23 protein-coding genes are annotated in these 19,981 nt (G+C 71.4%); 12 read left to right on the forward strand and 11 right to left on the reverse strand.

Translation table 11 applies throughout. The annotated features are described in order from the left end of the window. Positions 1 to 11 precede the first annotated feature (11 nt). Together ACIBI9_RS13935 and ACIBI9_RS13940 are read left to right on the forward strand one after the other, a co-directional pair. Positions 12 to 599 (forward strand): helix-turn-helix domain-containing protein, encoded by a 588-nt coding sequence (locus ACIBI9_RS13935; RefSeq protein ID WP_397222367.1) that lies wholly within the window; start codon positions 12 to 14, stop codon positions 597 to 599. Positions 600 to 613: 14 nt separating this feature from the next. Beyond that, complete coding sequence (locus ACIBI9_RS13940) at positions 614 to 856, forward strand: hypothetical protein (RefSeq protein WP_397222368.1); 243 nt, start codon at positions 614 to 616, stop codon at positions 854 to 856. Here the strand turns inward: ACIBI9_RS13940 and ACIBI9_RS13945 are convergent. Further along, positions 850 to 1,248: an ester cyclase gene (locus ACIBI9_RS13945; protein WP_397222369.1), complete on the reverse strand. Its 399-nt coding sequence runs from the start codon at positions 1,246 to 1,248 to the stop codon at positions 850 to 852. The two genes, ACIBI9_RS13940 and ACIBI9_RS13945, sit on opposite strands and share 7 nt — an antisense overlap. Positions 1,249 to 1,335: 87 nt before the next feature. Between ACIBI9_RS13945 and ACIBI9_RS13950 the strand changes: the two genes are divergently transcribed. Beyond that, positions 1,336 to 1,875 carry a TetR/AcrR family transcriptional regulator gene (locus ACIBI9_RS13950; RefSeq protein ID WP_397222370.1) on the forward strand — a complete coding sequence of 180 codons (540 nt, stop codon included), beginning with the start codon at positions 1,336 to 1,338 and terminating at the stop codon, positions 1,873 to 1,875. A 44-nt stretch (positions 1,876 to 1,919) separates the two neighbouring features. Here ACIBI9_RS13950 and ACIBI9_RS13955 read toward each other — a convergent pair whose 3' ends face one another. Together ACIBI9_RS13955 and ACIBI9_RS13960 are read right to left on the reverse strand one after the other, a co-directional pair. After that, positions 1,920 to 2,576 (reverse strand): hypothetical protein, encoded by a 657-nt coding sequence (locus ACIBI9_RS13955; protein WP_397222372.1) that lies wholly within the window; start codon positions 2,574 to 2,576, stop codon positions 1,920 to 1,922. 60 nt (positions 2,577 to 2,636) lie between these two features. After that, positions 2,637 to 3,992 carry a dipeptidase gene (locus ACIBI9_RS13960; protein ID WP_397222373.1) on the reverse strand — a complete coding sequence of 452 codons (1,356 nt, stop codon included), beginning with the start codon at positions 3,990 to 3,992 and terminating at the stop codon, positions 2,637 to 2,639. Between the two features lie 252 nt (positions 3,993 to 4,244). Between ACIBI9_RS13960 and ACIBI9_RS13965 the strand changes: the two genes are divergently transcribed. Both ACIBI9_RS13965 and ald read left to right on the forward strand, forming a co-directional pair. After that, a complete protein-coding gene (locus tag ACIBI9_RS13965) occupies positions 4,245 to 5,627 on the forward strand; it encodes an aspartate aminotransferase family protein (protein WP_397222374.1) in 1,383 nt (460 codons plus the stop codon). A gap of 67 nt (positions 5,628 to 5,694) precedes the next feature. Further along, positions 5,695 to 6,819, forward strand: a complete 1,125-nt coding sequence (ald, locus tag ACIBI9_RS13970) for an alanine dehydrogenase (protein ID WP_397222375.1) — start codon at positions 5,695 to 5,697, stop codon at positions 6,817 to 6,819. Positions 6,820 to 6,848: 29 nt separating this feature from the next. On the opposite strand, the gene ACIBI9_RS13975 is transcribed toward ald, so the two are convergent. From ACIBI9_RS13975 to ACIBI9_RS13995, 5 genes are all read right to left on the reverse strand, one after another. Then, on the reverse strand, positions 6,849 to 8,234 hold the full coding sequence (locus ACIBI9_RS13975; RefSeq protein WP_397222376.1) for a tetratricopeptide repeat protein: 1,386 nt from the start codon (positions 8,232 to 8,234) through the stop codon (positions 6,849 to 6,851). Between the two features lie 56 nt (positions 8,235 to 8,290). Further along, entirely contained in the window at positions 8,291 to 9,148 is an 858-nt protein-coding gene (locus tag ACIBI9_RS13980; protein ID WP_397222377.1) for a sulfite exporter TauE/SafE family protein, read from the reverse strand. Positions 9,149 to 9,189: 41 nt separating this feature from the next. Further along, on the reverse strand, positions 9,190 to 9,390 hold the full coding sequence (locus ACIBI9_RS13985; protein WP_397222378.1) for a hypothetical protein: 201 nt from the start codon (positions 9,388 to 9,390) through the stop codon (positions 9,190 to 9,192). Between the two features lie 91 nt (positions 9,391 to 9,481). Next, positions 9,482 to 9,721, reverse strand: coding sequence for an SHOCT domain-containing protein (locus ACIBI9_RS13990; protein WP_397222379.1), 240 nt, complete (start codon positions 9,719 to 9,721; stop codon positions 9,482 to 9,484). Between the two features lie 94 nt (positions 9,722 to 9,815). Further along, entirely contained in the window at positions 9,816 to 10,784 is a 969-nt protein-coding gene (locus ACIBI9_RS13995; RefSeq protein WP_397222380.1) for an Lrp/AsnC family transcriptional regulator, read from the reverse strand. Positions 10,785 to 10,870: 86 nt separating this feature from the next. Between ACIBI9_RS13995 and ACIBI9_RS14000 the strand changes: the two genes are divergently transcribed. After that, entirely contained in the window at positions 10,871 to 11,701 is an 831-nt protein-coding gene (locus ACIBI9_RS14000) for an NAD(P)H-binding protein (RefSeq protein WP_397222381.1), read from the forward strand. Here the strand turns inward: ACIBI9_RS14000 and ggt are convergent. Further along, positions 11,698 to 13,419, reverse strand: coding sequence for a gamma-glutamyltransferase (gene ggt, locus ACIBI9_RS14005; RefSeq protein WP_397222382.1), 1,722 nt, complete (start codon positions 13,417 to 13,419; stop codon positions 11,698 to 11,700). The two genes, ACIBI9_RS14000 and ggt, sit on opposite strands and share 4 nt — an antisense overlap. 96 nt (positions 13,420 to 13,515) lie before the next feature. Here ggt and ACIBI9_RS14010 point away from each other — a divergent pair, with 96 nt between their 5' ends. Both ACIBI9_RS14010 and ACIBI9_RS14015 read left to right on the forward strand, forming a co-directional pair. Continuing rightward, complete coding sequence (locus ACIBI9_RS14010; protein WP_397222383.1) at positions 13,516 to 14,622, forward strand: sensor histidine kinase; 1,107 nt, start codon at positions 13,516 to 13,518, stop codon at positions 14,620 to 14,622. Beyond that, positions 14,619 to 15,266, forward strand: a complete 648-nt coding sequence (locus ACIBI9_RS14015; protein ID WP_394506506.1) for a response regulator — start codon at positions 14,619 to 14,621, stop codon at positions 15,264 to 15,266. Before ACIBI9_RS14010 ends, ACIBI9_RS14015 begins: the two co-directional genes overlap by 4 nt. Here ACIBI9_RS14015 and ACIBI9_RS14020 read toward each other — a convergent pair. Further along, positions 15,247 to 16,701 carry an FAD-dependent monooxygenase gene (locus tag ACIBI9_RS14020; RefSeq protein ID WP_397222385.1) on the reverse strand — a complete coding sequence of 485 codons (1,455 nt, stop codon included), beginning with the start codon at positions 16,699 to 16,701 and terminating at the stop codon, positions 15,247 to 15,249. The genes ACIBI9_RS14015 and ACIBI9_RS14020 overlap by 20 nt on opposite strands. 51 nt (positions 16,702 to 16,752) lie before the next feature. Here ACIBI9_RS14020 and ACIBI9_RS14025 point away from each other — a divergent pair, with 51 nt between their 5' ends. From ACIBI9_RS14025 to ACIBI9_RS14040, 4 genes are read left to right on the forward strand one after another with little or no spacing between them, the layout of a single operon-like run. Beyond that, on the forward strand, positions 16,753 to 16,956 hold the full coding sequence (locus ACIBI9_RS14025) for a helix-turn-helix domain-containing protein (protein ID WP_366309842.1): 204 nt from the start codon (positions 16,753 to 16,755) through the stop codon (positions 16,954 to 16,956). A gap of 10 nt (positions 16,957 to 16,966) precedes the next feature. Continuing rightward, on the forward strand, positions 16,967 to 17,422 hold the full coding sequence (locus ACIBI9_RS14030; RefSeq protein ID WP_397222387.1) for a Clp protease N-terminal domain-containing protein: 456 nt from the start codon (positions 16,967 to 16,969) through the stop codon (positions 17,420 to 17,422). 59 nt (positions 17,423 to 17,481) lie between these two features. Further along, entirely contained in the window at positions 17,482 to 18,246 is a 765-nt protein-coding gene (locus tag ACIBI9_RS14035) for a class I SAM-dependent methyltransferase (RefSeq protein ID WP_397222388.1), read from the forward strand. Continuing rightward, positions 18,230 to 18,607, forward strand: coding sequence for a VOC family protein (locus tag ACIBI9_RS14040; protein WP_397222389.1), 378 nt, complete (start codon positions 18,230 to 18,232; stop codon positions 18,605 to 18,607). The genes ACIBI9_RS14035 and ACIBI9_RS14040 overlap by 17 nt, the downstream gene beginning before the upstream one ends. Positions 18,608 to 18,650: 43 nt before the next feature. Here the strand turns inward: ACIBI9_RS14040 and ACIBI9_RS14045 are convergent, their stop codons facing one another. Beyond that, on the reverse strand, positions 18,651 to 19,967 hold the full coding sequence (locus tag ACIBI9_RS14045; protein ID WP_397222391.1) for an RNA-guided endonuclease InsQ/TnpB family protein: 1,317 nt from the start codon (positions 19,965 to 19,967) through the stop codon (positions 18,651 to 18,653). Positions 19,968 to 19,981: the final 14 nt, after the last annotated feature.

Raw genomic sequence — 19,981 nt, forward strand, 5'->3', positions numbered from 1 at the left:
AGGGTGGTTCCATGGCCACCGAGGAGAGTCGTCGCATCAAGGACCTCGACACGCTCAAGGCGTTGGGGCATCCGCTGCGCATGAAGCTCTACCGCGCGCTCCAAGTGACGGGCGCGGCGACCGCCTCCCACCTGGCCGACCAGGTCGACGAGGCCGTCTCGCTGGTCAGCTACCACCTGCGCAAGCTGGCCGCGCACGGCCTCATCGTGGAGGCGGACTCGCGCGGCGGTGACGCGCGCGAGCGCTGGTGGCAGCCGGCCGACGCCAGCATCAGCACCCGGGACGAGGACTTCCGCGACGCGCCGGAGCGCGTCGCCGTCCACACCGCGGTGTCGCGCATGCATGCCCGCCAGCAGAGCGAGATGTACGAGAGCTTCCTCGACACCCAGTCGGCCTGGCCCGGCGACTGGCGCAATTCGGCCTTCAGCTCCGAGTTCATGCTCTCGCTGACCGCCGAGGAGCTGCACCGGTTGAGCGACGAGCTCAACGAGGTGGTCAGGAAGTGGCGGGCGCAGGGGAAGGCCGCTCGCGAGGCGGGCGACGTCGAGGGTCGCGAGAACGTGGCCGTGCACATGTACGGCTTCCCGTTCCGGACTTGATCGAGGAGGGTGTGATGTATCCGGAGTTATACCTGTACGTGGAGCGGGCGCGAGCCCGTGAGCTCAGAGCCGACGCGCGGCGGCACGCCCGCGCGCGCGGGCTGCGGGCCGGCATGCGGCGGCGAGCCCGGGTGGGCGAGCCGCGGCCCGGCGTGGAGCGCCGCCACCCGGGCGGTTCGGTGGTCCGCGCACTGGAGGTGCGCCTGGGCTGGGTGCTGGTGGAGGCGGGCCTCCGGCTGGTGCACCGGTATCACTGATCCAGTCCGAGCTGGTGGCCCATGGCCACGGAGTCCCTGATGGCCCAGTGCTCGACGATCCTGCCGTCCCTGACGCGGATCATGTCCATGCCCCGCACCTCGTAGCGGCGCCCCGAGGCGGTGTGCGTGCCGCGGCTGAGGTAGACGTTGGTCGACAGGTCATCGGTGGAGAGGTTCTGCTCCACTGTGACGGACATGTCATGAAAGCCCGTCCCGCCGGACATGGCCCGCTCCCACTTCTCCCTCCACGCCGCCAGGCCGTGGTGGTCGCCGTCCGAGCCGCCCCGGTGGTCGATCACAGCGGGGTCGATGAGCGCCAGCCCCTCGTCGATCCGCCCGGCCCCGTAGAGCTCGACGATGCGCCGATGCACTTCTCCGGCCGTCGCTGCCATGCCTGCCTCCTGCGCTAACTGGGGAGCTCCCCGTTTAATCGGTGTGACTAGACTAGATGGGGAGTTCCCCACTTAGCAAGGAGACGGATGGGATCGCGTCCTCGCCGGGCGGATGCGCAGCGCAACTACGACCTGCTGCTGGCCGCGGCCGCGCAGGTCTTCGCCGAACGCGGCACCGACGCGCCGCTCGACGACGTCGCCCGCCGGGCCGGGGTCGGCAACGCCACCATGTACCGACATTTCCCCACCCGTACGGACCTGCTGGTCGCCGTCTACGCCGACGAGGTCGCCCAGCTGTGCGCCCGCGGCCAGGCCCTGCCGGCCGCCGAGCCGCCGGCGGAGGCGCTCCACGCATGGCTGCGGCTCTTCATGGACCACATCGCCTCCAAGCGCGACCTGGCCCTGGCGGTCACCGGCGACAGCGCCGCCACCGCGCTGGTGGCGCAGTGGCACGCGTCCATGATCGACACGGCGTCGGGCTTGCTGGACGCGGCGAAGCGGGCGGGCGCCGTACGGGCCGATCTCGACGTACGCGACCTGCTGACCCTGGTCAGAGGCATCGCCCTGACCGCCGCGGACCGCGCCCAGGCCGACCGCCTGCTGGCTCTGATCGACTGGTCACGGTGACCGGCTGAACCCGGCGCCCCCGATAACGCCGGAACCGTCCTTCTTTACTCGGTGGCAGTCGCCTGGACGTCCTGCAGCTTCTGCACGGCCACCTTCGCCGCCCGCTTGCTCAGGCCGGGCTCGAACGTCCCGAAGAAGCCGTTGCTCACCAGCAGCATGACGCTGTTCTTGGTCCCGATGAGCACGACGTCCGACGCCACCGTCAGCTTGGAGCTCAGCTCGGGGATCGTCTTGCGGTGCCTGATGCCGTAGGTCCAGGTGCCGAACCTGCCGATGGACAGCTTGGTGATGCCCGCCCTGACGGTCTTCGTGTTCGCCTTGACCCCGGCGCAGTCGCGGACCATGACCTTGCCCGCGGACTCCCAGCGCGCCAGCTGCGCGGGAGTCCCGCTGATCAGGAACTGCCTGACGCCGGACGGCTTGCCCTCCTTGTCGATGAAGGCCGCCGCCTTGCTCCTGACGAGGGGCTTCAGCGCCTTGATGGCGCTGCGGCACTGCTTCGTGTGCGCGGCCTCGGAGTCCAGCGCCTCACGGTAGCGCTTCTCGTTCTCGATGTACTCCTCGCCCAGGTCGGCGGGCGTGAGCAGGGCCTCGCTGAGCTGGTCGGAGGTCAGTGGCTTGACGGGGGCGGCGGCCACGGCGGGAGCCGCGGCGGCCAGCAGGAAGGAGGCGGCCAGGCCGCCTAAGATCGCGGAACGCATGAACCGGATCTTAGGGCTCGCGCGGGCTCCCCATCGGGGGTGAGCCCGCGCGAACTGTCGTCACACCCCGAGCGCGGAGGGGAGGCTGAGCTCGTGGAGGAACAGGGCCTCCGTCGTCGCCACCCGCCGCAGCTCCTCCAGGTCCACCCGCTCGTTCGGTGCGTGGATGGCCGCGTCCTCGTCCTCCGCCCCGAACAGCAGGATCTCCGCCGCGGGGAACTGCTTCAGCAGCGTGTTGACCAGCGGGATCGAGCCTCCGGCGCCCACGTCCCTGGGCGGGCGGCCGAAGGCGCGCTCCATGGCCCGGTTGAGGGCGGCGCGGGCCTTGCCGCCCGAGTCCGCCTGGAAGCCCGAGCCCACCGTCAGGTCCGTGAACGACACCTGGACGCCCCACGGCGCCACCTTGCGCAGGAACTCGACCACGGCGTTCACCGTCGCCTTCGGGTCGCCCGCCGGGGGGACGCGCACGGTCACGCGGGCCCGCGCGGCGGGCTGGACCGCGTTCACCGCGCCTGAGACCGTCGGCACGTCCAGGCCCGTCACCGTGATCGCGTACGACGCCCAGAGGCGGTCGGCCAGCGAGCCCGAGCCCACCAGCGAGACGCCGTCGAGAACGCCGGCGGTCTTCCTGAACTCCTCCTCCGACGGTCCCTGCCCGAGGAAGCTGCCGCGCGGCAGGCCGGGCACGCGGATGTCGCCGTTGTCGTCGTGCAGCGAGGTCAGCATGCGCATGAGGGCCGCCAGCGCGTCGGGGGCCGCGCCGCCGAACGAGCCGCTGTGCACCGGCTCACGCAGCGTGCGCACCTCGATGGTGAACGCCGCCATGCCGCGCAGCGAGGTCGTGACCGCCGGGTCGCCGACCCGCGGGTTACCGGTGTCGGCCACCACGATGGCGTCGGCCCGCAGCAGCTCGGGGTTGCGCTCGACGAACGCCTCCAGGCGCTCGCCCGCGTACTCCTCCTGGCCCTCGATGATGACCTTGATGCCCACGGGGAAGCGGCCCTGGAAGGCGCGCAGGGCGGTGATGTGGGAGAGGATGCCGGACTTGTCGTCCGCGCAGCCCCGCCCGTACAGCTTGCCGTCGATCAAGGTCGGCTCGAACGGCGGGGTGCGCCACGCGGCCGGGTCGCCCGCGGGCTGCACGTCGTAGTGCGCGTACAGCAGTACCGTGGGCGCGCCGGGCGGCGCGGGGGCCTCGCCGAAGACCGCCGGGAAGCTGCCCTCGACCGGCACCTGCTGGACGCGCGGCAGGCCGACGGAGCGCAGCAGTTCCTCCGTCATCGCGGCGGCGGCGAAGACCGGCTCCTCGGGGTGTCCGGGGAAGGCCACGGAGGGTATGGCGGCCAGCCGCCTCAGCTCCTCGACGGCCTGGGGCATCGCGGCGGCGACGGCGCTCTCAATCTGTTCAGGAGTCACGGAAGGGTCCCCCGGGGGTCGTTATCAGAAGGTTCTGGCTGGTCTCAACATGTTGGTCTCATTGGATCACACAACGTTCCACGTGCGAGAACGTCAGGGACCCGCGCGCCAATCTACATGCGGATTTCGTCGCCGTTACATAGGCGATCTGCGGATACCGATTTTCTTGCATATTGCTACGACCGATTCGCTTGGCAAATCCCCAGGTGAGCATGCAGACTGTGGGGAGTTGAGACACGAGGGAAGATAACCATGACGCAGCCGGAAAACGACGTCCTGAAGGCCGCGCAGGACAACCTGTGGTTGCACTTCACCAGGCACAGCGCCTATCAGCAGTCCGAGATCCCGACCATCGTGCGCGGTGAGGGATCCTACGTCTACGACATTCACGGCAAGCGCTACCTCGACGGGCTGGCCGGGCTCTTCGTGGTCCAGGTCGGCCACGGACGCCAGGAGCTGGCCGAAGCCGCCGCCAAGCAGGCTCAGGAGCTGGCGTTCTTCCCGCTATGGTCCTACGCCCACCCGAAGGCCGCAGAGCTGGCCCAGCGGCTGGCCTCGTACACGCCCGGCGAGCTCAACCGCGTGTTCTTCACCACCGGCGGCGGTGAGGCGGTCGAGACCGCCTGGAAGCTGGCCAAACAGTACTACAAGCTCATCGGCAAGCCGCTCAAGCACAAGGTCATCAGCCGCCAGATCGCCTACCACGGCACCCCGCAGGGCGCGCTGTCGATCACCGGCATCCCCGCGTTCAAGCAGATGTTCGAGCCGCTGGTGCCCGGCTCGGTCCGGGTCCCCAACACCAACCACTACCGCGCCGACGAGATCACCGGCGTCAAGGGCATGACCCCCGAGGAGTACGGCATCTGGGCGGCCGAGCGCGTGGCCCGCGCCATCGAGATGGAGGGCCCCGACACCGTCGCCGCCGTCTTCGCCGAGCCCGTGCAGAACGCCGGCGGCTGCTTCCCGCCCCCTCCCGGCTACTGGCAGCGCCTGCGCGAGATCTGCGACGAGTACGACGTGCTGCTCGTCTCCGACGAGGTCATCTGCGCCTTCGGCCGGCTCGGGACGATGTTCGGCGGCCAGAAGTTCGACTACGTGCCCGACATCATCACCTGCGCCAAGGGCATGACCAGCGGCTACTCGCCCATCGGCGCCATGATCGCGCACGAGCGGCTGTTCGAGCCGTTCAAGGGCGGCGACGCCATGTTCGCCCACGGCTACACCTTCGGCGGCCACCCGGTCTCGTCGGCCGTCGCCCTGGCCAACCTCGACATCTTCGAGCGCGAGGACCTGCTCGGCCACGTCACCAGGAACGAGCCGCTGTTCAAGGAGACCCTCGACGGCCTGCGCGACCTGCCGATCGTCGGCGACGTGCGCGGCTCGGGCTACTTCTGGGGCATCGAGCTGGTCAAGGACAAGGCCACCAAGGAGACGTTCAGCGCCGACGAGTCGGAGCGGCTGCTGCGCGGCTTCCTGTCCAAGGCGCTGTTCGACGCGGGCCTCTACTGCCGCGCCGACGACCGCGGCGATCCTGTCATCCAGCTGGCGCCGCCGCTGATCGCGGGGCCCGAGGAGTTCGCCGAGATCGGGTCGATACTCCGTGGCGTGCTCACCGAAGCGTGGACACGCCTGTAGAGGCGGCCCGGCAGAACCACCCTCAGTCCGGTACGACGGCGTGCCGGGTTCGCGAAAGGATCAACCCATGAAGATCGGCGTTCCTGCCGAGGTCAAGAACCACGAATATCGCGTCGCCGCCACGCCCGCCGGAGTTCACGAGCTGGTGCGCCACGGTCACGACGTCCTGGTCCAGCGGGGTGCGGGCCTGGGCTCGCACATCACGGACGAGGAATACCTCTCGGCGGGGGCGAAGATCCTCGACGGCGCCGACGCCGTATGGGGCGAGGCGGACATGGTGCTCAAGGTCAAGGAGCCCATCGCCGAGGAGTACCACCGGCTGCGTGAGGGGCTCGTGCTCTTCACGTACCTGCACCTGGCCGCCTCGCGCCCCTGCACGGACGCGCTGCTGAACGCCAGGACGACCGGCATCGCGTACGAGACCGTCCAGGTGGGCAACGCGCTGCCGCTGCTCGCCCCGATGTCCGAGGTCGCCGGCCGCCTCGCGCCCCAGGTGGGCGCCTACAACCTGATGCGTGGGGTTAATGAGCACAGCAACGGCGGTCGCGGCGTCCTGATGGGCGGCGTGCCCGGCGTGCCACCAGCGAAGCTGGTGGTGATCGGCGGCGGGGTGTCCGGCCTCAACGCCGCCCAGATCGCCGTGGGCATGGGCGCCGACGTCACCGTGCTCGACACGAACATCGACCGCCTGCGCTTCATCGACGCCATCTACCAGGGCCGGCTCAAGACGCTGGTCTCGACGTCGTACGCGATCGAGCAGGAGGTCCTGCAGGCCGACCTGGTCATCGGCGCGGTCCTGATCCCCGGCGCCAAGGCCCCGACGCTGGTCTCCAACGACCTGGTCTCGCGCATGAAGCCGGGCTCCGTGCTCGTCGACATCGCCATCGACCAGGGCGGCTGCTTCGAGGACTCGCGCCCGACCACGCACGCCGAGCCGACGTACAAGGTGCACGAGTCGGTCTTCTACTGCGTGGCCAACATGCCGGGCTCCGTGGCCAACACCTCCACGTACGCCCTGACGAACGCGACGCTCCCGTACGCGGTCAAGCTGGCCGACCTCGGCTGGCGCGAGGCGCTCAGGACCGACGCCGGCCTCGCGGGCGGGCTCAACACGCACGACGGCCGGCTCACCAACGGGCCGGTGGCCGAGGCGCTCGGCCTGCCGTTCACCCCGGTGGCGGAACTGGTCTGACGACCGCCAAGCGCCCGGGCGTGTGCCGCTCAGCGCACGCCCAGGCGCTTGCGCAGGTCACGGGCGGTGGCCAGCACGTGCTCGACCTCGCCGCAGCTCGGCCACGGAGCGCTCCCGGGGCGCAGCAGCGTGCCGCGCACCGACGCCAGGTGCTCGACCGCGCTCGGGTGCAGCCCGCTGCGCGCCACCAGCCACCCGATCACGTCGGAGTGGTCGTGCAGCGGCCGGGTCACCAGATCCCACGTGCCGAGCACCTCGGTCAGGTCGCCCACGTCCAGCGCCGCCCCGCCCCTGCGCCCGGTGGCCGCCGCGGCCAGCTCGGCCCTGGCGGCCAGCTCCGGCTCGGCGTGCCGCCCCCACGTGGGCGGCGGCGGATCCGACAGCCATTCCTGCGCCTCGCCCAGCTCACCGGCCACCGACAGCAGCCCGCCCAGCTCGACGGCGGCCCCGCGGTGCCCGGCCCGCGCCGCCTGCCTGAACCAGTGCTGACCGCCCGCCAGGTCGCCGAACTCGGCGATCAGCAGCAGACCGTAGTTGAAGGCCGCCTCGGCGTCCCCGCCGGCCGCCGCCCGGCCGAACCAGTGGCTGGCCGCCGCGCAGTCCCGCAGCTCGACGCAGACGAACCCGGCCATCCGCTGGTCGTACCCGCGCCCGGCGTTGGCGGCCTGCTCGAACCAGGCGCGGGCGGTACGCAGGTCGCCCATGGACAGCGCGATCTCGCCGAGCCGGGAGGCGGCGCCCGGGTGCTCGCTCTTGGCGGCCAGCCGGTAGTAGGCCTCCGCGCCCTCGGGATCGCGGCTGGCGTGCAGGTAGAGGCCCATGCAGTACGCCGAGTCGGAGTGGCCGCCCCTGGCCGCGTACTCCCACCAGCGCACGGTCTCCTCGTCGTCGCCCGTCGCGTAGGCCAGGAAGCCCAGGTCGTGCGCCGAGGCCATGTCGCCCTCCGCGGCCGCCGTGCGGTGCCATTCGCGGGCCGCCGGCAGCTCGCCCGCGTCCTCGCACATCAGCGCCAGCCTGCGGGCCGCGGTGCTGGAGCCGCCGTGGGCCGCGACCTCGTACCAGCGCCGGGCCCTGTCGGGGTCGCCGCGCTGCTCCAGCAGGAGCGTCGCCAGGTTGCTCGCCGCCTCGGCGTCGCCGGCGCCGGCCGCGAGCTCGTACCACATGACGGCGTCCACCAGGCTGCCGTGCTTCTCGTGCCAGACGCCCAGGTTGTACGCGCTGTCCAGGTTGCCGGCGTTGGCCGCCCGCTCCCACCAGTGTCTGGCGGCCGCGCGGTCGCCGTGCTGGGCGTAGAGCTTGCCGAGCCGGTGCGCGGCCTGCGCGTCGCCGGCCCCGGCGGCGGCCAGCAACTCGGGCTCGTCTCCCACGCGCGGCGCCGGTACGGCCGGCGCCGCGACCTCTCCTTGCCAGGCCATGGCGACCAGGGTGGCACGTGATCGCGTGGTTGCGAACGGTAATCGCCGACATGGCGTCACGAGAAGTCGATGAAGCCCGTGTACATGCCCATCCCGCACACGTACCGCAGCGCGCCCTTCGGCTGCGGCGGCAGGCGTACGGTGGCCGGCAGCGCGACGTCGCGCCCGCCGATCGTGACCGTGCCGGTGCATCCCCGGTCGACCAGCTTGAACACCACCTCGACCGGCGCTCCCGCGCGTGCCGCCACGACGGCCGGCCGGTAGCCCTCGCGGGTCGCCCAGACCGTCACGGTCTGCTCGCCGGCACCCGGGGCGGCGGGCAACGGCTTGGACGCGGCCGGCGGGGTGCCGCCGATCCAGCCACCCAGAGTGAGCCCCGCGCCGACGGTCCAGAGCCCGGCGGCGACGGCCACGAAGGCGGCGAGCCGGGCCAGCCGGGTGCGGGAGACGCGCCGCAGCACGTAGCCGAGCAGCGCGAACGCCGGAGCGGTGCCGAGCACGAACCCCGCCATGGCCGCCGCCCCCGCCACCGGGGAGCCGCTGGAGATCGCGATCATCTCCATGCCGAGGGTGACGCCGCAGGGCACCAGGATGGTGGCCGCGCCCAGCAGCGGCGCCTTGTACCGCGAAGGGGCGCCGGCCTCGGGCTTCGTCGCGCAGTGACCGCGCCGCATCAGCCGGACCGCGAAGACGATCACCGTGAGGCCGGCCGCGACGAGCAGCACCGCGCGGGCCGCGGGCGGGAGGCTGACGGCCGAGCCGAGCAGCCCGAGCAGCGCTCCGGCCGTGGTGTACGAGGCCAGCCGCCCCGCCAGGAACCAGCCGACCAGCGCCGGATCGCGCCCATGGCAGTGATCGACCAGACCCATGAGCAGGCCGCCCTGCGCCGCGGTGCACGAAGCCGTCCCCGCCACCAGCCCGGCGGCGACTCCGCCGGCCAGCAGGGTGACGGCGCTCAGCGGACGAGCGCCAGACTGTCCAGGGACCCGCTCTTGGCGGCCTCGACGATCGAGCCGAACTGGTCGAGGCTCATCTCCACGCGCTGCCCGAAGTCGTCGGTGATGACCACCTGGCGCTCGATGGGCGCCGTGTCGTCCACGAACAGCTCGGGGCACCCGCAGTCACACTGGCCGCAGAACTTGGCGACGGATCGCATACCTGTCCCCGCTCTCTATGTATCCGGTACACGAACGGTAACGCCGGTCCTTGAATGCGGCCAGTGACACTAATTTCACCCTTAGTGCTGTTTAGGATGTCCAACCCTTGAGAACGGACACTTTCTCGAAGTACTCGTCCTCGCTCATCTCGCCGCGGGCGTACCGCTCGGCGAGGATCTGCTCCGCCGCGGCGGTAGGGGAGGCGGGGACGGTGGCGGGCGCGTGGCGCGGGCCCCACCAGCCCTTGCGCCGGGCCGTGATGGCCATCGCGACGAGGGCGACCCAGAACAGGCCCCAGAAGAACGGGATGATCGGCCAGAAGCTGTGCATGTCTCCTCCTTGACGTCGTGCCTCCAGCGTGCCGGTCGGAGGCGCGCGCCGAATCGCACGTCAGGCCCTGTTCGGAGTCAGCCCGGGGGAGTGTTCATGCGAGTCGCCCGTACGCCTGTGGGGGTAGTGCGCCGGTGCGTTTCACCGTCCGGAGGACGGGGGCGGTCTCCAGCGTCTGGACGGCGTCCAGGGCGCTCACCCGTTCGGTGAGGTAGCGGTACAGGTCGGCGTTGTCGCGGCAGATGGCGGTGGCGAGGAGGTTGGTCGGGCCGGTGGTGACGCTGGCGAAGGAGATCTCGGGGTGGCCCGCGAAGGTTTTGGCCACGTGGAGCAGCTCGGAGGGGCGCACGGTCATCCACAGCCTGGCCTCGGCGCGGTAGCCGAGCAGCCTGGGGGAGTAGTCGAGCTGGATGACGAGCGCGCCGGACTCGCGCAGCTGGCGCAGCCGGCGCTTGGCCGTGGACTCCGACCAGCCGGTGGCCCTGGCCAGCTCCGTGTATCCCGCCCGGCCGTCCCTGGCCAGCACGTCCAGGAGGCGGCGGTCCTCCTCCTGGAGGACGATGCCGTCCGATCCGGTACGCGGCTCGGGGCGCAGCCGGTCGGCCTGCTCCTCGGTGAGCCAGGCCAGCCCCTGCCACCCGTCGGGCAGGGCGAAGCCGTGCAGGAGCGAATGCGCGGTCATGGCCAGGACGCGGCTGGTCCGGGGCAGCTTCTCCAGCAGGACCGTGTCGGGCGACTGGGCGAAGCACGAGATCTCGGTGCCGCCGGACAGCAGGTGCACCCAGTACGTGTCGGGCCTCCTGGCCAGGGCCTCGGCGATGGCGGTGCCCGCGTCGGGCGTGCAGCGTACGCGGATGGTCCACGGCGTGTAGCCGAGGAGCGCGCCGTCGAGGCCGCCGACCACCCTGATCACGCCTGCCGCCGTGAGCCTGCGGTAGCGGCGGGCGACGGTCTGCTCGGAGACGCCGAGCACGTCGGCGATCCGGGCGAAGGGGGCGCGGCCGTCGAGCTGGAGCGCGTGCACCAGACCGCGGTCCACCCCGTCGAGTTCGGCGGATTCCATCGGATCAGCGTAGTGCTCTGGAGGAAAGCTGCTGAAATATCGTGAAAAATTGGGGCAGCTTCGGCCCGCGGGCCAACCTTGGACCCATGATTCTCGTAACAGGAGCCACCGGAAACGTCGGCAGCCAGGTCGTCCACCAGCTCGTCGAGGCGGGCCACCCCGTCCGCGCCATGACCCGTGACCCGTCCTGGGCGGCCTTTCCGGAGGCCGTCGAGGTGGTCAAAGGTGAGCACGAAACCATCGACCAGTGCCTCGACGGCGTCGAGTCGGTCTTCCTCATCTGGCCCTTCCACACCGCGGACCTCGCCCCCGCCGTGGTCGGCGCGATCAGGCGGCACGCCCGCCGCGTCGTCCTGCTCTCCTCAGGAGCGGTACGCGACCAGCCCGACTCGTCCGTCGGACTTTCGCACAACGAGCTCGAACAGCGCATCGAGCAGTCGGGCCTGGCCTGGGCCATGCTCCGGCCCAGCACGTTCGCCGCGAACACGTTCTGGTGGCGCGACCAGATCCGCTCGGGAGACGTGGTGCGCGGCGCGTTCGGCGCGGTGCCGATGGCGATGCTGCACGAGCGCGACATCGCCGCCGTGGCCGTACGGGCGCTGACCACGGACGGCCACGACGGGGCCCGCTACGCGCTGACGGGGCCGCAGGTGCTGACCCAGGTCGAGCAGGTGCGGATCCTCGGCGAGGCGCTCCGGCGCCCGCTGCGCTGGCAGGAGCTCACCAGGGAGGAGGAGCGGCAGCGGCTGCTGGCCGACGACTCCTTCCCCGACTCGTTCGTGGACGCGCTGCTCGACGGCTACGCGCAGATGCTCGACGGCCCGCCACCTGTCCTGACCGACACGGTCGAGCAGGTGACGGGCCGGCCCGCGCGGTCCTTCGCCGAGTGGGCGAAGGACCACGCGGGCGACTTCTAGGGCGCCACCACCAGCGCGCTGCCGCCGCCGCGGCGGGCGGGCTCGGCGACGGCCTGGACCCGGCCCCGGCCGACGAACTCCAGCGCCGTCGCCGCCCCGATCTCCGGGTTGAGCGCGAAGCTGTGCCCCTTGGCCTCCAGCTCGGCCCGGTACTTGTCCAGGAACGCCTGCTCGGCCTGGGTCTGCGCGGTGTTGCGCTGCGTGGCGCGCGGCGCGGCGACCGCGTCCGGCAGGCTCATCCCGAACTCGTACCGGTTGACCAGGATCTGCAGCACGGTCGTGATGATGGTCGAGCCGCCCGGCGACCCGACCGCCAGCACCGGCCTGCCGTGCTCGAACACCAGCGTCGGCGACATCGACGAGCGGGGCCGCTTGCCGGGGGCCGGCAGGTTGGGGTCGCCGGGCGCCGGGCCGAACGTGAAGTCGGTCAGCTCGTTGTTGAGCAGCACGCCGCGTCCGGGCACCACGATGCCGTTGCCGCCGGTGGACTCGATGGTCAGGTTGTAGGCGATCACGTTGCCCCAGCGGTCGGCGACGACGAGATGGGTGGTCTCGGGGCCTTCGTTTGCGATCGGGGTGGCGGTGCCGGTGGGCTGGGCGCAGGGCTCGTACGAGCCGTCCGGGCTGCCGGGCGCCGCCGGGTGGGCCGTCGCCCGGTCGCCGATCAGGCAGGCCCGCTCCTTGGCGAAGCCGTCGGACAGCAGCTCCTTGAGCGGCACGCCGGGGATGTCGCCGACGTACTTGCCGCGGTCGGCGAAGGCCAGCCTGGACGCCTCCAGGTATTCATGCAGGCCGATCTGGGGGAGGGCTTCCAGGATGTTGAGGGCCTCGCCGACCGTCGAGCCGCCGGAGGACGGGGGCGCCATGCCGTACACGTCCTTGCCCTTGTAGGAGATCTTGGTGGGCTCGCGCAGGAGCGCGCGGTAGGCCCGCAGGTCGGACAGCTCCATCAGGCCCGGCCGGACGTTGCGGGTGCTGCTGGGGGTGACCGGCGGCTGCTTGACGGTGGCCACGATCTCCTTGCCCAGCTGCCCGCCGTACAGCCAGCCGGGGCCGCGCCTGCCGAGCTCGCGGTACGTGGCCGCCAGCTCGGGATTCCTGAACACCGAGCCGACGGGCGGCGGGGCGCCGTTGGGGAGGTAGAGCTTGGCCGTGGAGGTGATGTCCTTGAACCGGGCCGCGTTGTCGGCAGTCTGCTGGTGGAAGGTCTGGTCGACGACGAAGCCCTTGGAAGCCACGTCGATGGCGGGCTGGAGGGCCTCTTTGAGCGAGATCGTGCCGAATTTGCGGAGGGCCAGCTCCCAGTTCGCGACCGTGCCGGGAATGCCCGCCGACAGGCCGCTGGTGACGCCCTCCTCGAACGGGATGCCCTCTAACGTGGTCGAGGTCATGGCCTGCGGGGCGGTCTCACGGCCGTCGATCGAGAAGACCTTGCGCTGCCTGGCGTCGTAATACACCATGAAGCCGCCGCCGGCCAGGCCCGCGGAGTACGGCTCCGTGACGCCCAGCACCGCGCCCGCGGCGACGGCGGCGTCGACGGCGTTGCCTCCCCTCCTGAGCACGGCGATGGCGGCCTTGCTGGCGTCGAGGTCGACGGTGGCGACGGCGCCGCCGTACCCCTCCGCGACCGGGACCTTCTGCTGCGGCCCGGCAAGAGCGGGCGGGGCCGACACGAGCGTGATGAGGACTGCTGCTGCGGGGACGATCACTCGGCGCATGGTCCTAACGATGGCCCACGTACGCCCGTCGTGGTAGGGCCCCCTGACACTCCGGGATGATGCGCAGGTCAGAGCGCTGATCTAGCCTAGGGGGTTGTGCGAGGGAAGTTCGGATTCGACCCCTATCTCGCCCTCATCGTGGCGGCCGCCCAGTTCGTCATCGCCAAGGGCGCGTCCTGGGGGCAGCGGTTTCTCAGGGAACCGCTCGACCCGTACGCGTACGGGCTGCTGCTGATCGGGCCGCTCGCGATCCTGCTGCACCGCCGGTTCCCGCTGCTCACCACCGCCGCCGCGCTCGGCGCGTGCGACCTCTACCTGGCCGGCGGGTACGCCTACGGCCCCAGCTTCATCAGCCCCGCGGTCCTGCTGTTCCTGCTGGTCACGCGGGGCAAGAGGGCGATGGCCTGGTTCATGGCGGCGATGACGGTGCTGTCGTTCATCACCTACGCCTGGCTGATCGGCAACCGCGACCTCTTCCACAGCGTGTGGATCCTCACGTTCATCATGCTGCTCATGGTCGTGGCCGAGCTGGTCAGGATCGTCAGGGAGCGCCGGGCCGAGCGTGAGCGCGTCGCCGAGGAGGAGGCCAGGCGGCAGGCCAGCGAGGAGCGGCTGACCATGGCGCAGGAGCTGCACGACGTGCTCGCGCACAACATCTCGCTCATCCACGTGCAGGCGTCCACCGCGCTGCACCTCATCGACGACAACCCCGAACACGCCAAGACCGCTCTGGCCACCATCAAGACGGCGTCCAAGGAGGTTCTGGGCGAGATGCGCTCGGTCCTGAACGTCCTTCGCGAAGGGGCGCCCCGTTCCCCCACGGCCGGGCTCGACCGCCTCGACGACCTGGTCGAGCGCTCGGGCATGGACGTGACGCTCAAACGCGTCGGCTCGCGGCCGCTGCCGCCGCAGGTGGAGCGGGCCGCGTACCGGATCGTGCAGGAGTCGCTGACCAACGCCGCCAGGTACGCGCCCGGCTCGTCGGTGAGCGTGCGCCTGGAGTACGCCGAGCACGAGCTGGCCATCCACGTCGCGGACACCGGCGCGACGACCGCTCCCGTGCTGTCCGAGGCGGGCAGCGGCAACGGCATCCCCGGCATGCGCGAGCGGGCCTCCGCGCTGGGCGGCACACTGGTCGCCGGGCCGTCCGGCACGGGGTTCCAGGTCGAGGCCCGGCTGCCACTACCCGAGGAGACCTCATGATCAAGGTGCTGCTGGCCGACGACCAGGCGCTGGTCCGGGCGGGCTTCAAGGCGCTGCTCGACGCCCAGCCGGACATGACCGTGGTGGCCGAGGCCTCCGACGGCGCCGAGGCCGTCCGGCTGGCGGGCGAGCACCAGCCGGACGTGGTGCTGATGGACATCCGCATGCCTGGCACCGACGGCCTGACCGCCACCCGGCAGATGCCGCCGGGGCCGCACATCATCATCCTGACGACGTTCGAGCTGGACGAGTACGTCTTCGAGGCGCTGCGCGGCGGCGCCAGCGGCTTCCTGGTCAAGGACACCGAGCCGGCCGAGCTGATCCAGGCCGTCCGGGTGGTGGCGGCGGGGGAGGCGCTGCTGTCGCCGAGCGTGACGCGCCGGCTGATCGCCGAGTACGCCTCCCGGGCCAAGGAGCCGATCGCCGCCGACGGGCTCGACCAGCTCACCGAGCGCGAACGCGAGGTGCTCGCCCTGGTCGGGACCGGTATGACGAACGACGAGATCGCGGCCAAGCTGTTCATGTCACCGGCGACGGCCAAGACGCACGTGAGCCGGGCCATGATGAAGCTGCACGCCCGCGACCGCGCCCAGCTCGTGGTGATCGCCTACGAATCGGGCCTGGTCAAGCCCGGTTGGCTGTGAGTTTGAACCACTTTTGAGCCGCTTCCGCGAGCCCGTCGGTGCCCGCCCAGGCGACGTAGCCGTCAGGGCGGATGAGCAGCGCGTCGGCGGGCGGGTCGTCGGCGCGGGCCCTGACCACGTCGATCCAGTCGTCGTCGAGCGTCGCGCCGCCGCCCAGGTCGAGCAGCACGGGCCGGCCCTCGCGCATGAGCTCGGCCACCCGCCGCCCGCCGGCCAGCGTCAGGTCGGGGACGAACCGGCCCACCAGCGGGTGCGCCGCCGGGCCGTACCGGACGCCGGAGTCGTGCAGCAGCCCGGCCACGTGCCGCAGCGGCTCCTCGAAGGCGAACACCTCGGTGAGCAGCTCCCGCAGCGCCGCCCCGTCCTCGCCCTCCAGCCGGTCGAGCACCGCCTGTGCCCGCGTCTGCATGAGGGCGCGCTCGGCCACGGGCCGTCGCTCGGACTCGTACGTGTCCAGGAGCCCGTCGGGCGCCCGGCCGCGGAGCGCGGCGGCCAGCTTCCAGCCGAGGTTGGCCGCGTCCGTCATGCCGACGTTGAGCGCCGAGCCACCCGCGGGGAACAGGTGCGCGGCGTCCCCGGCCAGGAACACCCGCCCCGCCCGGTACCGCTCGGCCAGCCTCGCCTGCGCGACCGTGCTGGACAGCCAGATCGGCCGAGTTCCGCTCAGGGGCAGGTCCCGGCCCAGCACGCGGCGCACGGCCGCCCGGAAGTCCTCCGGCGTCACGGGACCGTCGACGGGAGCCCCCTTCTCGCGCACGCCGGCGATCAGCACGCCGTGCTGGAGCGAGGTGAGCAGCAGGCGGCCGTTCGGGGTGCGGTTCCAGCCCGGCGCCAGGCCGTCGGTCTCCAGCGCCTCGAAGACGCTCGTGTCCGCGCCGGTCGCGAAGTGCCCGAGCCGCAGCACCTCGTCGTCGGTCGTGCCGGGGAAGCCGATCCCGGCCTCCCGCCGTACGCCGCTGCGCCCGCCGTCGCAGCCCACCACGTAGCGGGCCCGCATCCGCGTGCGGCCGCCGAGCCCGTCCGCGAGCTCCAGCGTCACCCCCTCCTCGTCCTGGGCGAGCGAGAGCACCTCGCAGCCCCGCCTGACCTCGGCTCCGAGCTCCTTGGCGCGCTCTACCAGCAGCCGCTCCATCCGCGGCTGCTGGATCATCAGCAGCCGTAACGGCAGGTCGGCCAGCCCCTCGAAGCGCAGCGGGACCGAGCCGAACGGGAACCCGGGCGGCCGCCCGGCGAACGGGCTGCCCGCGCTGAAGCGCTCCAGCAGGCCGCGATGGTCGAGCAGGTCGACGATCTGCCCGCCCAGGCCGTTGGCCCTGGGCAGCTCGCTCGGCTCCGGTCTCTTGTCCAGCACGATCGGGCGGACGCCCGCCAGGCCCAGCTCGCACGCGAGCATGAGCCCCACGGGACCCGCTCCCACGATCAACACGTCATCCATGGCTGTCAGGCTAGATTGACAAACTGAGGGCTGTCAATCTAGCCTGACAGGGTGGACGTAACAGAGCTCTCCGAACGGATCAGGTCGAACGACCCGGCCTTGGGCCTGCGGTCGGTGGGCGCGCTGCACCGGCTGGCCGAGCAGGTCGAGGCGGTGTCGGTGGCGCTGGCCAGGGAGCAGGGCTGGACCTGGGAGCAGATCGGCGACGCGCTCGGCATGTCACGGCAGTCGGTGCACGCCAAATACGGGAAGTGAGGGGTTCGCGATGTTCGGCTTCGAGAAGAGCCGGTTCGGTGTGATCGTCAAAGCCGCGTTCGATGAGGCCAGACAGCGGGGCGACCGGCGGATGGGCACCGAGCACCTGCTGCTCGGCGCCCTGCACGACGCCGACCTCGCCCGCGCCCTCGGCGTGGACGTGGCGGGCGCGCGGGCCGCGCTCGACGAGCTCGACCGGGCGGCGCTGCGCATGCTCGGCCTGGAGGTCGGGGACATGCCGCAGGCGCCGCGCAAGCACCCGCCGGTGTCCAGCACCGCGCTCACGTCGAGCGCCCGCGCCACCATCAACCAGGCCATCAAGGCCACGACGATGAAGACCAGGGCGGCCGAGGCGCCCCGGCAGCTGGTGCTCGCCCTGCTGGCGCAGGGGCGGCCCGACCCGGTCGCGGGGCTGATCGACCACCTCCGCATCGACCGCGCGGCGGTACGCAGCCGCTGGGCATGATGCGGACGTATGGCGAAATTTGGTTGAACGTCCGGCGGGGCCGCTGACAAGGTCGAAGAATGAGCCGCGCGTATGACGACCTCGTCCAGGAGGCCGCCACGGCCTCCGTGGACGGCTGGGACTTCTCCTGGCTCGCGGGCCGGGCCAGCGAGGAGCGGCCCTCCTGGGGGTACGCCGGCCTGCTCGGCGAGCGGATGGCCGGGGCCGAGGCCGCGCTCGACATCCAGACCGGCGGGGGCGAGATCCTGGCCGGCGTGCCCAGGCTGCCGGCGGTGACCGTGGCCACCGAGTCGTGGCCGCCCAACCTCAAGCTGGCCGCCTCGCGGCTGCGCCCGCGCGGGGCGTGGGTGGTGGCCGACGACGATGATCCGCGCCTGCCGTTCCGGGACGGCGTCTTCGACCTGGTCGCCAGCCGCCATCCGGTGGCGACCTGGTGGGAGGAGATCGCCCGCGTGCTGCGCCCCGGCGGCGCCTACTTCTCGCAGCAGATCGGGCCGTGGAGCGTCGCGGAGCTGACGCACTACTTCATGGGCCCCCACGACGGCTCGTCCCGCGACCCCGACAAGGCCAGGGCGGCGGCCGAGTCGGCCGGGCTCGAGGTCGTGGACCTGCGGTTCGAGCGGCTGCGGATGGAGTTCGGCGACGTGGGGGCGGTGATCTACTTCCTGCGGAAGGTGATCTGGATCGTGCCGGGCTTCTCGGTCGAGCGGTACGCGGACCGGCTGCGCGAGCTGCACGACCGGATCGAGGCGGAGGGTCCGTTCGTGGCCCATTCCTCCAGGTTCCTCATCGAGGCGAGGAAGCCCGGTGGCCCGGCTGCGTGACGTGGTGGTGGACTGCCGCCATCCGGCTTCGCTGGCCAGGTTCTGGGCGGCGGCGCTCGACGGCTACGCCGTGGCGCCGTACGACGAGGCCGAGCTGACGCGGCTGCGCGGCGAGGGCATCGAGGACCCCGAGGACGACCCCACGGTGCTGGTCGAGGGCGGACCGCCGCGGCTGTGGTTCCAGCACGTGCCCGAGCGCAAGGTCGTCAAGAACCGGCTCCACCTCGACCTGCGCGCCGACGACCTCGACGCCGAGATCGACCGGCTGCGCGGGCTGGGCGCCACGCTGCTGGCCACGCACGACGACTGGGTGGTGCTGGCCGACCCCGAGGGCAACGAGTTCTGCCTGTTCCCTCATTGACGTGCTCCTCCCTGTGAATGAATGGGGAGGATTCTCATGGCCGCTACGCGGCCACCCCTTGCGAGATGGTGCGGGTAGTCCCGCCGTGAGTCGCTTGACGCTTCACCGGCCCCAGTGGTGCAGGGCCTCCACGTCCAGTGACCGCCCGTCCGGCGGCTGAGTTGTACCGATGCAGCTGGGTGCGGGCGGCGTTGACGTCGGCGTTGCCGATCCACCCGCATGCTGTGTTTCTGCACATGAACTGGGACTGACTCTCGCGGGAGCCCTCGATGATCGTGTGGCAGGCGTGGCATTCCTGGCTGGTACCCCGTGCCGGGACGATGGGGACCTTTCCGCCCTTGTCGGTGGCTTTGTAGGTGAGGAACTCGGCGGTGCGCCCCCACGCCTGCCCGGCGATGACCCGGTTCAGGCCTCGCTTTTGGGCGACGTTCTTGCCCGGCTGTTCGAGGGTGCCGGAGGCGGAGGCCATCATGTTCTTGACCTTGAGGTCTTCCAGCACGATGACGCTGAACCGGTCGGTGAGCTTGGCGGTGGTTCGGTGCTGCCAATCGATGGCCCGGCGCTTGGCTTTCGCGCGCAGGCGAGCGATCTGGTCGTAGGTTCTCTTCAACCGGGTGCTGGTGGGCCGACCAGGTTTCGCCGCCCGTTTCTGGCGGGCGGCTTTGCGTTCCAGACGGAGCATGCGCTGCTGCTCCCCACCTGTCAGCCAATCTTTACGGTGGAAGATCTTCTCTCCGCTGGCCAGGGCCAACGGCACGGCGATGCCCCGGTCGATCGCGGTTTGCGGCCCCGTGTGCGGGGCGGGCAATGGTTGCTTGGTCTGGGTACGGAACGCGATGTGCCACCCATTGGCCTCCTTTACCAGCCGCGCCCCGGTGATCTTCCCGTCCGGGCCGCCCCGGGTGACGCCGGGCAGGTCCTTGGTCCACCGGAACCGGACCCGGCCGAGCTTGGGGATGTTGACCGCGCCCCACTGCCGGTTGATCCGGGCGATGTGCAGGTCGCGCCCCTGCGGGACGTCCACGACCATTCGGGAGGAGAGGCGGCCCTTGAACCTGGGGCGTTTGGCCGGATGGCCGGGGTTGAAGAAGTTCGCCCACGCCTGCCGGTAGGTCTTCAGGACGGCTTGCGCCGCTTGCGCGGGCAGGTCTTTGAGCCAGTCGATCTCCTTGCGGGCGACCCGGATGGCCTCGTCGCATTGGGCCAACGACGCGAACCGGCCTTGCCGGAAGGTGAAAAACTCGTGCAGCAGGTTCCACACTGCGCGCGCGTTGTGCGCCTGACCGTCCAAGACGGCGATCTGCCGCTGGTCCAATTCCAGGCGCGCGACATGAGCACGGTTGCGTTTCTCCAGCCCCACGCGGCTCACCCTAT

The organism is Nonomuraea sp. NPDC050451 (assembly GCF_044458585.1).